The 14464-nt window shown below is 62.1% G+C and carries 18 protein-coding genes; 13 read left to right on the top strand and 5 right to left on the bottom strand.

The genetic code is table 11. The annotated features are described in order from the left end of the window. Window positions 1-9: 9 nt before the first annotated feature. Window positions 10-294 (bottom strand): hypothetical protein, encoded by a 285-nt coding sequence (locus QD408_RS17120; RefSeq protein WP_414140118.1) that lies wholly within the window; start codon window positions 292-294, stop codon window positions 10-12. A gap of 199 nt (window positions 295-493) precedes the next feature. Here QD408_RS17120 and QD408_RS17115 point away from each other — a divergent pair, with 199 nt between their 5' ends. Together QD408_RS17115 and QD408_RS17110 are read left to right on the top strand one after the other, a co-directional pair. Then, window positions 494-1084: a YqaA family protein gene (locus QD408_RS17115; RefSeq protein WP_414140117.1), complete on the top strand. Its 591-nt coding sequence runs from the start codon at window positions 494-496 to the stop codon at window positions 1082-1084. A 126-nt stretch (window positions 1085-1210) separates the two neighbouring features. Continuing rightward, a complete protein-coding gene (locus QD408_RS17110) occupies window positions 1211-1726 on the top strand; it encodes a disulfide bond formation protein B (RefSeq protein WP_414140116.1) in 516 nt (171 codons plus the stop codon). 94 nt (window positions 1727-1820) lie between these two features. On the opposite strand, the gene QD408_RS17105 is transcribed toward QD408_RS17110, so the two are convergent. Together QD408_RS17105 and QD408_RS17100 are read right to left on the bottom strand one after the other, a co-directional pair. Further along, window positions 1821-2378, bottom strand: coding sequence for an HNH endonuclease (locus QD408_RS17105; RefSeq protein ID WP_004671754.1), 558 nt, complete (start codon window positions 2376-2378; stop codon window positions 1821-1823). A gap of 111 nt (window positions 2379-2489) precedes the next feature. Beyond that, entirely contained in the window at window positions 2490-3182 is a 693-nt protein-coding gene (locus QD408_RS17100) for a DNA-3-methyladenine glycosylase family protein (RefSeq protein WP_414140115.1), read from the bottom strand. Here QD408_RS17100 and gluQRS point away from each other — a divergent pair. Beyond that, entirely contained in the window at window positions 3181-4062 is an 882-nt protein-coding gene (gluQRS, locus tag QD408_RS17095; protein ID WP_414140114.1) for a tRNA glutamyl-Q(34) synthetase GluQRS, read from the top strand. The two genes, QD408_RS17100 and gluQRS, sit on opposite strands and share 2 nt — an antisense overlap. Here gluQRS and QD408_RS17090 read toward each other — a convergent pair. Further along, a complete protein-coding gene (locus QD408_RS17090; RefSeq protein ID WP_088682869.1) occupies window positions 4027-4950 on the bottom strand; it encodes a YihY/virulence factor BrkB family protein in 924 nt (307 codons plus the stop codon). The genes gluQRS and QD408_RS17090 overlap by 36 nt on opposite strands. A 76-nt stretch (window positions 4951-5026) precedes the next feature. On the opposite strand from QD408_RS17090, the gene QD408_RS17085 reads away from it, so the two are divergent. The 7 genes from QD408_RS17085 (at window position 5027) to QD408_RS17055 (ending at window position 10423) form a co-directional block, all read left to right on the top strand. Further along, window positions 5027-5860 (top strand): SDR family oxidoreductase, encoded by an 834-nt coding sequence (locus QD408_RS17085; RefSeq protein ID WP_414140113.1) that lies wholly within the window; start codon window positions 5027-5029, stop codon window positions 5858-5860. 14 nt (window positions 5861-5874) lie between these two features. Next, window positions 5875-6078, top strand: a complete 204-nt coding sequence (locus QD408_RS17080; protein ID WP_088682871.1) for a twin transmembrane helix small protein — start codon at window positions 5875-5877, stop codon at window positions 6076-6078. Window positions 6079-6113: 35 nt separating this feature from the next. Continuing rightward, window positions 6114-6692 (top strand): cob(I)yrinic acid a,c-diamide adenosyltransferase, encoded by a 579-nt coding sequence (locus QD408_RS17075; RefSeq protein WP_414140112.1) that lies wholly within the window; start codon window positions 6114-6116, stop codon window positions 6690-6692. Between the two features lie 33 nt (window positions 6693-6725). Then, window positions 6726-7511 (top strand): rhomboid family intramembrane serine protease, encoded by a 786-nt coding sequence (locus tag QD408_RS17070; protein WP_414140111.1) that lies wholly within the window; start codon window positions 6726-6728, stop codon window positions 7509-7511. A gap of 186 nt (window positions 7512-7697) precedes the next feature. Then, complete coding sequence (locus QD408_RS17065; protein WP_414140110.1) at window positions 7698-8447, top strand: electron transfer flavoprotein subunit beta/FixA family protein; 750 nt, start codon at window positions 7698-7700, stop codon at window positions 8445-8447. Window positions 8448-8473: 26 nt separating this feature from the next. Beyond that, complete coding sequence (locus QD408_RS17060) at window positions 8474-9403, top strand: electron transfer flavoprotein subunit alpha/FixB family protein (RefSeq protein WP_414140109.1); 930 nt, start codon at window positions 8474-8476, stop codon at window positions 9401-9403. A gap of 138 nt (window positions 9404-9541) precedes the next feature. Continuing rightward, complete coding sequence (locus tag QD408_RS17055; RefSeq protein ID WP_088682923.1) at window positions 9542-10423, top strand: 3-hydroxybutyryl-CoA dehydrogenase; 882 nt, start codon at window positions 9542-9544, stop codon at window positions 10421-10423. Window positions 10424-10603: 180 nt separating this feature from the next. Here QD408_RS17055 and tlpA read toward each other — a convergent pair whose 3' ends face one another. Next, entirely contained in the window at window positions 10604-11266 is a 663-nt protein-coding gene (gene tlpA, locus QD408_RS17050) for a thiol:disulfide interchange protein TlpA (protein WP_414140108.1), read from the bottom strand. A gap of 26 nt (window positions 11267-11292) precedes the next feature. On the opposite strand from tlpA, the gene argH reads away from it, so the two are divergent. From argH to lysA, 3 genes are all read left to right on the top strand, one after another. Next, window positions 11293-12696 carry an argininosuccinate lyase gene (gene argH / locus QD408_RS17045; protein ID WP_414140107.1) on the top strand — a complete coding sequence of 468 codons (1404 nt, stop codon included), beginning with the start codon at window positions 11293-11295 and terminating at the stop codon, window positions 12694-12696. Window positions 12697-12847: 151 nt separating this feature from the next. Then, window positions 12848-13042 carry an LPS translocon maturation chaperone LptM gene (gene lptM / locus QD408_RS17040; RefSeq protein ID WP_003582619.1) on the top strand — a complete coding sequence of 65 codons (195 nt, stop codon included), beginning with the start codon at window positions 12848-12850 and terminating at the stop codon, window positions 13040-13042. 11 nt (window positions 13043-13053) lie between these two features. Beyond that, window positions 13054-14322 carry a diaminopimelate decarboxylase gene (gene lysA, locus QD408_RS17035; RefSeq protein WP_088682877.1) on the top strand — a complete coding sequence of 423 codons (1269 nt, stop codon included), beginning with the start codon at window positions 13054-13056 and terminating at the stop codon, window positions 14320-14322. Window positions 14323-14464: the final 142 nt, after the last annotated feature.

Below are 14464 nucleotides of genomic sequence, written 5' to 3'. Positions count from 1 at the left end.
GTGACGACCTCAGGAGAAGGCAGGCCAGTACGCGTCGGAGCGAAAATCCAGAGGGATCGGATCGAGCCTCGACAGCGCCTCGGCGACGAAATCGATCTGCAGCGACAAATATCTGAGTGCTGCCGGCATCGGCGTACCGGTCGCAAATTCCCGGACGCGGGATATATGACAGCCGCTTTCGTCGAGCCGCCGCGCCGCTTCCCGGCGCACGTCGTCCCGGCTCGCCCCGCAACCCTCCTCAGGGCGCGTATCCGCGGCCTGCCCACGGCCACCCTCGATCACTTTGAATATCATCTCGCGCTACCCTGCATGCCGACAAAAACAACCTGCCTCACAATGGCCGATTCGCAATCCCATGAAATCTTGGGAGGGGCGGAAAGCCCCGGATTACGATTTTTTTAAGCCGCGGTGGCGCGAAGGACACGGGGCAAGCATTTACAGCGCCGCGCACGGCACCTAAAGCTTTTTTGCATCGCAACAGGAAGGAAACGGAATGCTCCGCAGACTTTACGACTGGACCATGTCTCTGGCCGCGCGCAAATCGGCCGAAGTCTGGCTCGCCGTCATCGCCTTCGTCGAAAGCTCCGTCTTTCTCGTCCCCGCCGACGTACTTTTTCTGCCGATGGCACTCGCCAAGCCGGAACGCTCCTATCGCTACGCGCTGGTTGCAACGGCAGCCTCCGTTCTCGGCGGCATCGCCGGCTGGGCGCTCGGCTATTACGCCTATGAGACGGTGGCTCGGCCGGTTCTCGAATTCTACGGCAAGCTCGATGCTTTCGAGCAGATGAAGGCCTATGTCACCTACGAGACGATCCTGCTGTTGCTCGTCACGTCAGGTCTCGCACATCTGCCGCCGATCAAGATCGTGACCATCCTGTCCGGCGTCATCCACGTCAATCTGGGGCTCTTCATTGTTTCGGCGATCATTGCACGCGGCGCACGTTTCCTCTTCCTCGCCTGGCTGCTGCGCCGCTACGGCGAGCCGATCCGGGATTTCATCGAGAAGCGTCTCGGCCAGATCGTCGGCATCGGCGCCGGCGCCGTGATCGTGCTATATGTCGGCTACCGCTCTTTCGCTCACTAAAGCGCGTCGCGATCCTTCAGATCTGCTCCTCGCGCTTTAGGTTTTTGTTTTTACGCATGTCATTCTCGCAAAACCGCTGCACAGTTTTGCGCGACATGCTCCAGGCCCACCTTGCGGAGCTCCGCCATGACTGCCACTTCCTCGCCGCTCGCCCGCCCCGGCTTCACCTATTCCCTGTTGCTCGCCATCGGCATGGCGGCGGCAGTCGGCACGGCGCTCGGCTTCCAATATATCGGCGGCTATATTCCCTGCGCGCTCTGCCTCCTGCAGCGCCAGCCCTATTATTACGCCATCCCCATCGCCATAATCGCAGCGATCTCCTCGCTCGTCGGCCTGCCGAACTGGATCACCCGCGCTCTCATTCTCGCGGCCGGCATCCTGATGCTGGTGACGGCGGGCATGGGCGTCTATCACGCCGGCGTCGAATGGCATTTCTGGCCGGGACCCGCCACCTGCTCGACGACGGCAAACAGCATGACGAGCAATGCCGGCGATCTGCTCACCGAGCTCAATACGATCAAAGGCCCGTCCTGCACCGATGCGGCGCTGAGGGTACTCGGCCTGTCTTTTGCAGGCTGGAACGTGATCGCGGGAATTCTGCTCGCAGCCTTCGCCTTCGTCGGCGTCCGCAAATCCGCTTAAGCATGTCGCGGAAAACTGCGCAGCGGTTTTTGCGAAACAAAGACGTGAAGCGCGAGCGAATCTGAAAGATCGCGACGCGCTCTCGCCTGGTCGATCAGGGCTGCAGCTCGGTATCCCAGTAGAGATAGTCGAGCCAGCTATCGTGGAGATAGTTCGGCGGGAACAGCCGGCCGTTATTGTGCAGATCCTGCACCGTCGGCTGGTAAGGCTTCTGCGCCGGGAACATGCCCGCCTGCTTCGGAAGCTTGCTGCCCTTGCGCAGATTGCAGGGTGAGCAGGCCGCCACGACATTCTCCCAGGTCGTCTCGCCGCCATGGGCGCGCGGGATGACGTGATCGAAGGTCAGGTCGTCATGAGCGCCGCAATACTGGCATTCGAACCGGTCGCGCAGGAAGACGTTGAACCGGGTGAAGGCAGGATTGCGGGACGGCTGAACATAGGTCTTGAGGCATACGACGCTCGGAAGCCGCATCGAAAAGCTCGGCGAGGAAACCGAATGTTCATACTCTGCGATGATGTTCACACGGTCGAGAAATACCGCCTTGATCGCGTCCTGCCAGGACCATAGCGACAAGGGGTAATAACTCAGCGGCCGGTAGTCAGCGTTCAGGACGAGCGCCGGCAGGGCCTGCGGGGAGACTGCAATCGTCAAGGGACTCTCCTGATCGATTCGGCATCTGCACCTGTATATTAGGCCGGTTGTTACAGGATTGTGAAGTCCAATAAATTCAGAGGATAAAGGCAATTTGAAGAGTGTGGCCGATCAGCCGATCGGCACCATGTCGCGGCGCATTTTCGCGGCGTAATAGGCCCAGAAAAGCCGCGCCGCGACCGAACGCCATGGCGACCAGCCTTCCGCCAGCAGAGCAAGCGCCTTTGCCTGCGGTCGCGCCGCAAGGCCGAACGCCGTGCCGACGGCGTTCTGCAGTGCGACGTCGCCGGCCGGAAAGACGTCCGCATGACCGCCGCAGAACATCAGGTAGACCTCGGCGGTCCACGGGCCCACCCCCTTCAGCGCGGTGAGTTCGCCAAGCGCCTCGCCTGGCGCCTTCAGGCAGAGACCGGAGAGATCCAGGCGGCCGGAGGCAACGGCTTCAGCGATCCGCGACAAGGTTTCGGCCTTGGCGCGCGACAGGCCGAATTCCCGCCATGCCTCGGGGTGAAGCACCGCGTAGCCTTCGGCGGTCAGCAGGCCGTCCGCCGGCAGCATGCGCCGCCAGATCGCCTCGGCGCTGGCGCGCGACACCATTTGCGAAACGATGATATGCGCAAGGCCGGCAAAACCGGGCTCACGCAGCCGCAGCGGCAGCGGCCCCGCATCCGCCGCGATCGGCGCAAGGCGTGGATCGAGACGAAGCAGCGCTTCGAGCCCTTGCCTGACATCGTCCTCGTTGCGGATGATCTGCACGTTACCTCGCAGTGGTTCAGAAACCGGATTCGTGGCAGAAGAAAGCATGACCACGAGCGAGCGTCAAAAACCCGTCTTTCGTTTTGCGCCGAGCCCTAACGGAGCGCTGCATCTCGGCCATGCCCTCTCGGCCTTCTTGAACCGTGATATGGCCGAAGCCGAGGACGGCCGTCTTCTGCTGCGCATCGAAGATATCGACCTGACGCGCTGCACGCCGGCATTCGAGGCCGGCATCTTCAAGGACCTCGACTGGCTGGATATTGATTGGGAAAGCCCGGTGCGGCGCCAGTCGGAACATTTCCCGGAATATCAGGCGGCGCTGTATGCGCTGATCGAGCGCGGCCTGGTCTATCCTGCCTTTCTCACGCGCGGCGAGGTGAAGGCGCGGGTGGCCGCCTACGAGGCAGCGGGTGAATCCTGGCCGCGCGATCCAGACGGCACCCCGCATTATCCGGCGACCGATCGCGAGCGCCCGGAGGACGAACGGCAGGAAATGCTCGCCTCGGGCATGAAGCATGCCTGGCGGCTCGATATGCGCAAGGCGCTCGACCTGATCGGCGAGCTCCTGTTCTGGACGGAAACCGGCGACGGCAGGTCAGGCGAGATCGCCGCCGAACCCGAGGTCTGGGGCGATGTCATCCTGTCGCGGTCGGACGCCCCTTCGAGCTACCATCTTTCCGTGGTCGTCGACGATGCGTTGCAGGGCGTCACCCATGTCGTGCGCGGGCTCGACCTCTTCCATGCGACCTCCGTGCACCGGCTGCTGCAGGTGCTGCTCGACCTGCCGCAGCCGATCTATCACCATCACCGCCTCATTCTGGATGCGGATGGCCGCAAGCTTTCGAAAAGCGACGGCGCCAGCGGACTTGGCGAATTGCGTGCCCATGGCATGTCAGGGATGGATATTCGCCGCCTTGTCGGGCTTTGATTGCCTTTCCACCCGCTCTCTGCCGACGATCGAAAGCGTATGGGAGAACATCCGAAAGACGCGGAACTTGATCAGCGCTGCATTGATCTCCGCTCCGATGATGAAGATGACCCCGACCATATAGAGAAAGATCAGCACGATCATGACGGAGGCGAGACCGGCATAGGTCGCCGTATAATTGGCGAAGGTCGCGAGATAATAGGCAAAGATCAGCGCGCCGGCGAGCCAGAGAAGCAGCGTCAGCAGCACGCCGGGAATGACATCGAAGACGCGCCTCTTGCCCGCCGGCAGCCAGAGATGCACGACGAGCAGCCCGACGGTCAGCACCACCAGCGTGCCGTAGACGCGCCAGCTGAAGACGATGTCGAGCGTATCGGCAAACAGCGGAAACCAGCCGCGCGCATAATCGAGCGCCAACGGCAAGGCGACGAGGAGAATACTGATCGCGGCAAAGATGATGACGGCGATCAGCACGTAGCCGAGGCTGGCGAGGCGGGTGAAATACCACGGCCGCGTCTCCTGCACCCGATAGGCGCGGTTGAGCGAAATGCGCAGCGCCTCGACGCCGTTCGAGGCGAAATAGGCGGCCGCCAGCACCGAGATCGTCAGCAGCCCACCGCGCGGAATGGTCAGAACCTGCAGCACCTGGTCGGCGAGCGGTTTAGCGATCGCCTCGGGCCAGGTGTCGAAGATCAGATGGATGGCGGTCGAGGAAAATTGATCGGCGCCGAGGAAGCTTGCGAGCGCCGTGCCGAAGATCAGGAAAGGGAAAACCGCAAGCAGGCTCGAGAGCGCCACGTGGCTCGCCATGGCAAATCCGTCATCTTCGACCATGTGACAGATCGCATCATAGACCACGTCGTAAATCGTGCGCAGCACCTTCGGCATTCCGTCCCCGGCTTTCCAGATTGTATCCTGTGGCCGAATATGGGAAACGAGTCCCATTTTGTACAGGAATCATTCCATGGCGGGAGAGCGCACCATCGTCGTGACCGGATGCTCGTCCGGCATCGGCGCTTACTGCGCGCGGGCGTTGAAAGCCGATGGCTGGCGCGTCTTCGCGACGGTGCGCAAGACGGAAGATCTGGCCGGGCTGGAAGCGGACGGCATCGAAACCTTCCTGATGGATTATGCCAGGGCCGAGACGATCTCAGACCTGGTCGGCACGGTTCTGGAACGCAGCGGCGGTCGCATCGACGCGCTCTTCAACAATGGCGCCTATGGCCAGCCGGGCGCCGTCGAAGACCTCTCGACGGCGGCGCTGCGCGAACAGTTCGAGGCGAATTTCTTCGGCTGGCATGAATTGACGCGGCAGGTCATTCCGCCGATGCGCAAACGTGCAGAAGGGCGGATCGTGCAATGCTCCTCCATCCTCGGCGTGGTGCCCTACCGCTATCGCGGCGCCTACACCGCCTCCAAATTTGCGCTCGAAGGCCTCAGCGTCACGCTCCGCATGGAGCTGCACGGCAGCGGCATCCATGTGAGCCTGATCGAGCCGGGACCGATCGCCACGCGTTTCACCGCTAATGCGCTCGCCAAGATCAAGGAACATATCGATCTTGAGAATTCGCCGCACGCGGCCGATTATATCAGGCAGCTGGCGAGGCTCGAAGGATCAGGACCGGTCAGCCGCCATAAGCTCGGCCCGGACGCGGTCTATTCGGTATTGAAACACGCATTGAACTCGAAAAACCCGAGACCACATTATCCTGTAACGACTCCGGCTAAACAGGGCATGGTTCTGAAGCGGCTGCTCCCGGCAGATCTCTTCTACCGCCTGATGCGCTGGACGGACTGAGAAAGCCGAATGCCATGTCCACGGTCACCTATATCCTCGCGATCATCGTCATGGGCGTCGTCGCCCTCGTCCTGATCCGCGGCCTCTTCAACATGATGAAGGGCGGCGATGCCAACCTTTCCAACAAGCTGATGCAGCTTCGCGTCCTCTTACAGGCGATCGCCGTCATCCTGATCATGCTGACGCTCTGGCTGACCGGCGGCGGCCGTCCGAGCTGACCTGACGATAGAGGAGTAAATATGGGCGGTGCCGCATGGTGAAACTCAACAAGATCTACACGAAAACAGGCGATGACGGCACGACCGGCCTGGTTTCCGGCCCGCGCCGAAGAAAGGACGACCTGCGCGTCGAAGCCTACGGCACGATCGACGAGGCCAATTCCGCGATCGGCCTGGCGCGCCTGCACACATCAGGCCTGCCCGATCTCGACGCCATGCTGATGCTGATCCAGAACGACCTCTTCGATCTCGGCGCCGATCTCGCCGCCCCCGATACCGGCGAGCCGCCGGCCTATGAGCCGCTGCGGATCGTCGAAACACAGGTCGAACGCATCGAGCGCGATATCGACCGGTTGAATGCCCGCCTGGAGCCGCTGAAATCCTTCATCCTGCCGGGCGGCAGCCCGGCCGCCGCGCATCTGCATCTGGCCCGGACGATCGCGCGCCGGGCCGAGCGCCTGATGGTGGCGCTTGCCCGCACGGACGGCGAAATCGTCGGCCCGGCCGCGATGAAATATGTCAACCGGCTCTCCGATTTCCTCTTCGTCGCGGCCCGCCACGCCAATGACCAAGGCCGTGCGGATGTGCTTTGGGTTCCGGGAAAAAACAGATAGGCTTGCCGCGATCACGATCGCCGGGGGGCCTTAATGTTCATACCACTCCATGATGCCAATACGCTGAAATACATCAAGGTCCAGTGGGTGACGCTCGCACTGATCGCCCTGAATGTCGCGATCTGGCTCTTCACCAGCTTGGAGAGCGAACAGGCGGCCCAGGCGACGACCGTCGGTCTCGGCTATATCCCGGCGATCGCCTTCGGGCATGCGGTGCTGGCGCAGGGCCTCGAAATCGTGCCGGAGCCGGCGACCTATCTCACCTATGCCTTCGTCCATACCGGTTTCTGGCATCTGGCTTCCAATATGATCTTCCTCTGGGTCTTCGGCGACAATGTCGAGGATGCGATGGGGCATCTGCGCTTCCTGCTCTTTTACGTCGCCTGCGCCGCCGCCGGCGCGCTCTGCCACGGACTGCTGGGCATGACGTCGGAAGCGCCGCTGGTCGGCGCATCGGGGGCGATCTCCGGCGTCGTGGCCGCCTATGTCATGCTGCATCCGCGCGTCAGGGTCTGGGTGCTGGTATTCTTCCGCGTGCCCCTGCCGCTGCCGGCCTTCGTCCCGCTGCTTTTGTGGATCGGCCAGCAGTTCCTGATGCTGGTGATCGCTTCCGGTGGCGACGTTTCCTGGGGCGCCCATGTCGGCGGCATCCTTGCCGGCGCCCTTCTGATCTTCGTCCTGCGCCGGCCGGGCGTGCCGCTCTTCGATCGGGAAATCGTGATACCCCGCGCCGTCAGAAACGAACCTGCCACCGGTCAGACCATCGCTGCCGGCACAGGCGGACGGACGGCACAGCGCTTTCCCTGGGGTCGGCGCTGACTCCTATATTGACGTGAACGTAAACGTCCATATATTGCCGGCAAATTGCCTGCCGGCGTCATGGAAGCGTTGTATTTGGAGGAAAAACGCGTATCCATGTCGCCATTCGACAATCGGAGCGGCGCCCGAGCGCGCATTTTCCTCACAGCCTCGCTGAAGCCAGTTCTCTCTTGAAGGAAGGACCCCATGAAGATTCTCGTCCCAGTCAAACGGGTTGTCGACTACAACGTGAAGATCCGGGTGAAGCCGGATGGCACGGGTGTCGAGCTTGCCAATGTGAAGATGTCGATGAACCCGTTCGACGAGATCTCGGTGGAAGAGGCGCTGCGGCTGAAGGAAGCCGGCAAAGCGGAAGAGGTGGTGGTCGTGTCGATCGGCCCGGCCAAGGCCGAGGAGACGCTGCGGACCGCACTTGCCATGGGCGCCGACCGGGCGATCCTGGTCGAGACCGACGATGCGGTCGAGCCGCTCACTGTGGCCAAGATCCTGAAAGCGGTCGCCGATGCCGAACAGCCGGGCTTGATCATCACCGGCAAGCAGGCGATCGACGACGACAGCAACCAGACCGGCCAGATGCTGGCGGCACTCTTGGGTTCGGCCCAGGCGACCTTCGCCTCGAAGATCGAGATCGGTGACGGCAAAGCAACCGTGACCCGCGAGGTCGACGGCGGCCTGCAGACGATAGAGGTCAAGCTGCCGGCGGTGGTGACCACCGATCTGCGTCTCAACGAACCGCGTTATGCTTCGCTGCCGAACATCATGAAGGCGAAGAAGAAGCCGCTCGACAAGAAGACGCCAGCCGATTTCGGCGTCGATACGACGCCGCGGCTGAAGGTGCTGAAGACCGAGGAGCCGTCCGGCCGCAAGGCCGGCGTCAAGGTCAAGTCGGTCGCCGAACTCGTCGACAAACTCAAGAACGAAGCCGGCGTGCTCTAATCGGGTTGGAATAGGAGTAATTATCAATGACCATTCTTCTTCTGGCCGATCATGACAATGCCAGCCTTTCCGACCAGACCGCCAAGGCGCTGACGGCTGCMAGCCAGATCGGCGGCGATATCCACATTCTCGTTGCCGGCAAGGGCGCCAGGGCTGCGGCCGATGCGGCGGCCAAACTYTCCGGCGTCTCCAAGGTGCTGCTCGCCGAAAGCGACGAGCTCGCCAACAATCTGGCCGARCCGCTTTCCGACCTGATCGTYTCGCTSGCCGGTTCCTACGACACGATCCTCTCGGCCGCGACTTCGGTCGGCAAGACGGTGCTGCCGCGGGTGGCCGCTCTTCTCGATGTCGCCCAGGTCTCGGAGATCATCGAAGTCGTTTCATCCGATACCTTCAAGCGTCCGATCTATGCCGGCAATGCCATCCAGACGGTGCAGGCAAGCGATGCCAAGAAGGTGATCACCGTGCGCACCGCTTCCTTTGCCTCCGCTGGTGAAGGCGGCTCTGCCTCCGTCGAAGCAATCCCGGCTGTCTCCGATCCCGGCCTGTCGCGTTTCGTCTCCGATGCGCTGTCGGCCTCGGAACGTCCGGAACTGACCTCGGCGAAGATCATCATCTCGGGCGGCCGGGCGCTCGGTTCTGCCGAGAAGTTCAAGGAAGTCATCCTGCCGGTTGCCGACAAGCTCGGCGCCGCCGTCGGTGCAAGCCGTGCCGCCGTCGATGCCGGCTATGCGCCGAACGACTGGCAGGTCGGCCAGACCGGCAAGGTGGTCGCGCCCGATCTCTATATCGCCGCCGGCATTTCCGGGGCGATCCAGCATCTGGCCGGCATGAAGGACAGTAAGGTGATCGTCGCCATCAACAAGGACGAGGAGGCGCCGATCTTCCAGGTCGCCGACTACGGCCTCGTCGCCGATCTCTTCGACGCACTGCCGGAATTGCAAAAGGCGCTCTGAGCGGGCTCCATGCTTTTCTTTCGCACTTGCGAATGACTGGAAAATTGTCTTTTATCTGCTGCCGGGCGATCTTTCGTCCGGCAGTAATGCTAAAATAATGCGGCAACGCGGGGGCGGCTGCCGAGCGGGGGTTTGGAGATGAGTGCGGTGTTGAAGAATATCGGGATTATCGGTGCCGGCCAGATGGGCTGCGGCATCGCGCATGTTTCGGCCGCCGCAGGTTACAGGGTTCACATCTACGATCTCTCGCAGGACCGCATCGAATCCGGCCTCGCCACCATCAACGGCAATCTCGCCCGCCTGGTGACGAACGGCAAGATGACCGACGAGGAACGCAAATCGACCTTGTCGCGCATATCAGGCTCCGCCGATGTCAACGATCTCGCCCCCTCCGATCTCGTCATCGAAGCCGCCACCGAGGACGAAAGCGTCAAGCGCAAGATTTATACCCAGGTCTGCCCCGTGCTGAAGCCGGAGGCGCTGCTTGCCACCAACACCTCTTCCCTTTCCATCACCCGGCTTGCCGCGGCCACCGACCGCCCCGAACGCTTCATGGGCATTCATTTCATGAACCCGGTTCCGGTGATGAAGCTGGTCGAACTCGTGCGCGGCATCGCGACCGATGAGAAGACTTTCTCCGCCGCCAAGGAATTCGTCGGCACGCTGGAAAAGACCATCACTGTCGCCGAGGATTTCCCCGCCTTCATCGTCAACCGTATCCTGCTGCCGATGATCAACGAAGCGATCTACACGCTTTACGAAGGCGTCGGCACGGTCGATGCCATCGACACGGCGATGAAGCTCGGCGCCAACCACCCGATGGGACCGCTTCAGCTTGCCGATTTCATCGGTCTCGACACCTGTCTCTCGATCATGCAGGTGCTGCATGACGGTCTGGCGGACTCGAAATATCGCCCCTGCCCGCTGCTGGTGAAATATGTCGAAGCCGGCTGGCTCGGACGCAAGTCCGGCCGCGGCTTCTATGACTATCGCGGCGAAGTGCCGGTTCCGACGCGCTAATGCACGTCATCGCCTAAAAAGGCGAATGGAACAAACGCCGGCGAAATGCTTTCCTTGCCGTGAACGGGAGGAAACGCCATGTCGACCGAAACACCCATGTTCCTGCTGCAATGCTGCGTCCTGATCGGAATCGCGGGCGTCTTCCTCATAAGGGGAGATGGGGACTCCTGAGCGATATCCTTACGATCCGATCGCCCCCTTGATCAGCGCCTTGGCATCTTCGCTGTCCCAGGCGGCGGGGCCGTTCATGGCGGAGATCAGGCATCCCTTGTCGTCGAGCAGCAGCGTCACCGGCAGACCGAAGGCGAGGCCTTCCTTCTTCAGGCTGTTGAAGACGCCGATCGCGTTGTCGCGATAGAGCTGCAGCGCGTCGACGCCGGTCTCGGCGAGGAAAGTCTTCGGCTTTTCGTCGTCGCCGCTGTCGATATTGACGGTTACGACCTGAAACTTTTCGCCGCCCATCTCCTTTTCCAGCGCGTTCAGCGCTGGCATTTCCTCGCGGCAGGGAACGCACCATGTCGCCCAGAGATTGAGAAGCACGGTCTTGCCGGCGAAATGATCGAGCGCCATCGGCTTACCATCAGGTCCGTTGAAGGAAACCGCGGTCAGCTTGCGCGGCTCATTGGCGGCAACCATGGCGGCAACCTGCCCCTTCATCAGCGGCGTCAGATTGGCGGCGCGCTCCTTGGCCAGCGAGCATTCGGCCGAAGCCGTATTGCCGGCACCATTGCCAATCCCCGTCTCCTTCACGTATACCGCTGCCGCACCGGCAACGACGCCTGCGACGGCGGCGATTGCGATTAGTTTTACGGACGGCAGGCCGAAAGGTTTTTTCGTCGTCATTTCATTCTCCAGGACGGGCATCTTCCATGGCCGAGAGCAACACGGACACCAAATCCTCCAACCAGATGTGGGGTGGGCGCTTCGCCTCCGGCCCGGACGCGATCATGGAGGAGATAAATGCCTCGATCGGTTTCGACAAGAAGCTATTCGCGCAGGATATCCGCGGTTCGATCGCCCATGCGACGATGCTCGCCCATCAGGGCATCATTTCTTCAGACGATAAGGACAAGATCGTTCACGGGCTAAACACGATCCTGTCAGAAATCGAAAGTGGCAATTTCGAATTCTCCCGCCAGCTCGAAGACATCCACATGAATGTCGAAGCGCGCCTGGCGACGCTGATCGGCCCGGCAGCCGGACGACTGCACACCGCCCGCTCGCGCAACGATCAGGTGGCGCTCGATTTCCGCCTCTGGGTGAAGGAAGAACTGCAGAAGACCGAACAGATGCTGACCGGCCTGATCGCGGCCTTCCTCGACCGCGCCGAGGAACATGCCGAAAGCGTCATGCCGGGCTTCACCCATCTGCAGACCGCCCAGCCCGTCACCTTCGGCCATCACTGCATGGCCTATGTCGAAATGTTCGGCCGCGACCGCTCGCGCGTGCGCCATGCCATCGAGCACCTGGACGAAAGCCCGATCGGTGCTGCCGCCCTTGCCGGCACCGGCTATCCGATCGACCGCCACATGACGGCCAAGGCTCTCGGCTTCCGTGAGCCGACCCGCAATTCCATCGACACGGTCTCCGACCGCGACTTCGCCATCGAATTTCTGTCGATCGCCGCGATTACGGGCATGCATCTGTCGCGCCTGGCCGAAGAGATCGTCATCTGGTCGACCCCGCAATTCGGCTTCGTGCGTCTCTCCGACGCCTTCTCCACAGGCTCCTCGATCATGCCGCAGAAGAAGAACCCCGATGCGGCCGAGCTGGTGCGCGCCAAGACCGGCCGCATCAACGGCTCGCTGGTGGCACTGCTGACGATCATGAAGGGCCTGCCGCTCGCCTATTCCAAGGACATGCAGGAAGACAAGGAACAGGTCTTCGACGCCGCAGAGAGCCTGGAACTCGCGATCGCCGCCATGACCGGCATGGTGCGCGACATGACCGTCAACACCGCGCGCATGAAGGCTGCGGCGGGCTCCGGCTATTCGACTGCGACCGACCTTGCCGACTGGCTGGTGCGCGAAGCGGGCCTGCCCTTCCGCGATGCCCATCACGTGACCGGCCGCGCCGTGGCGCTTGCCGAAAGCAAGGGCTGCGATCTTGCCGAGCTGCCGCTCTCCGATCTGCAGGCGATCCATTCCGCGATCACCGACAAGGTTTACGACGTGCTGACGGTGGAGGCCTCCGTCGCCAGCCGCAAGAGCTTCGGCGGCACCGCCCCCTCCGAAGTGCGCAAGCAGATCGCCTTCTGGCGCGCCCGTAACTGACAAATTGCGGGCGGGTGAAAGCCCGCCTCGCCCTTCCCGCCGACGCGGGAGGACCGCCCAACAATCAGGGTGCACAAGGCGGATAAACTTCGCTATGAAGATGCCCATCGTTCGAAATGAAGTCTGTCATACGCCGCACAAGAGGATATCCATGCAGAAGAGCTTGCCGCACCTCATCCGCCTGACGGCGGTGCTCGCCGTCATCGGCCTTGCCGTTGCCGGATGCGGGCGCAAGGGCGATCTCGATCCGCCGAGTGCTGCGGCAACGAAGGAAGGCGACGTTTCCAAACCGACGAAACAGCCCGGAACCGTCGACAAGCCCTTCCTTCTCGATCCCCTTCTTTAAGGCATGAGCCCGTGAACCATTTCGAGTACCGCGACGGCATCCTTCACGCCGAGAATGTCCCCGTTCCCGAGATCGCCAAGGCGGTCGGCACACCTTTCTACGTCTATTCCACGGCGACGCTGGAACGCCATTACCGCGTCTTCTCGGAAGCCTTCGCCGATGTCGACTCCATGGTCTGCTACGCGATGAAGGCGAATTCGAACCAGGCGGTACTGAAGACGCTCGGCCGCCTCGGCGCCGGCATCGACGTCGTCTCGGAAGGCGAACTGCGCCGCGCGCTCGCCGCCGGCATTCCGGCAAGCCGCATCATGTTTTCGGGCGTCGGCAAGACGCCGCAGGAAATGGATTTCGCGCTCGAGGCCGGCATCTACTGCTTCAACGTCGAATCCGAGCCTGAGCTCGAGATCCTCAACCAGCGCGCCGTCAACGCGGGCAAGAAAGCTCCGGTCTCCTTCCGCATCAATCCGGATGTCGACGCGAAGACGCATTCGAAGATTTCGACCGGCAAGAAGGAAAACAAGTTCGGCATCTCCTGGGAGCGCGCCCGCGCCATCTATGCCCATGCCGCCAAGCTGCCGGGCATCGAAGCCACCGGCATCGACATGCATATCGGCAGCCAGATCACCGAGCTGCAGCCCTTCGACGACGCCTTCAAGCTGTTGCGCGATCTCGTCGCGACGCTGCGGGCCGACGGCCACACCATCCATCACGTCGATATCGGCGGCGGCCTCGGCGTTCCCTATAAGGACGACAACAATCCGCCGCCGCTGCCGGATGCCTATGCGGCGATCGTCAAGAACCAGCTGCGCGGCCTGGATTGCAAGATCGTCACCGAGCCCGGCCGCCTGATCGTCGGCAATGCCGGCATCCTGGTGACCGAAGTGCTCTACGTGAAGGACGGCGGCGAGAAGACCTTCGTCATCGTCGACGGCGCGATGAACGATCTCATCCGCCCGACCCTCTACGAGGCCTATCACGAGATCCGCCCGGTGACGATTTCGGCGGCCAACGCCCCGCGCATCCGTGCGGACGTGGTCGGCCCCGTTTGCGAGACCGGCGATTACCTGGCGCTCGACCGCGAGATGGCGATGCCGAAGCCCGGCGATCTGATGGCCGTCAGCACCGCCGGCGCCTATGGCGCGGTGCAGGCCGGCACTTATAACAGCCGCCTGCTGGTGCCCGAGGTTCTGGTCAAGGGCAGCGATTTCCATGTGATTCGCCCGCGCAGGACCTATGCCGAACTGATCGGTCTCGACTCGGTTCCGGCTTGGCTCGACTGACAAAGCCATCACTTTTTGGCGAACGAACGTGAAAAGCCGGTATTGCCGGCCGCTCGCCCTCGCCTTCGCCATAAAGAGTGTTATCCTTGTCAATCATGAGCGTATTGCCCTGCAATCGCCGGAAGCGCCCTCTGTACCAGAA

Origin of the sequence: Rhizobium sp. BR 249 (assembly GCF_047445895.1) — a bacterium.
GTDB lineage: Bacteria > Pseudomonadota > Alphaproteobacteria > Rhizobiales > Rhizobiaceae > Rhizobium.
Note: the sequence above shows the minus strand (reverse complement) of the source record. Positions and strands in the feature narration are given on the sequence as shown.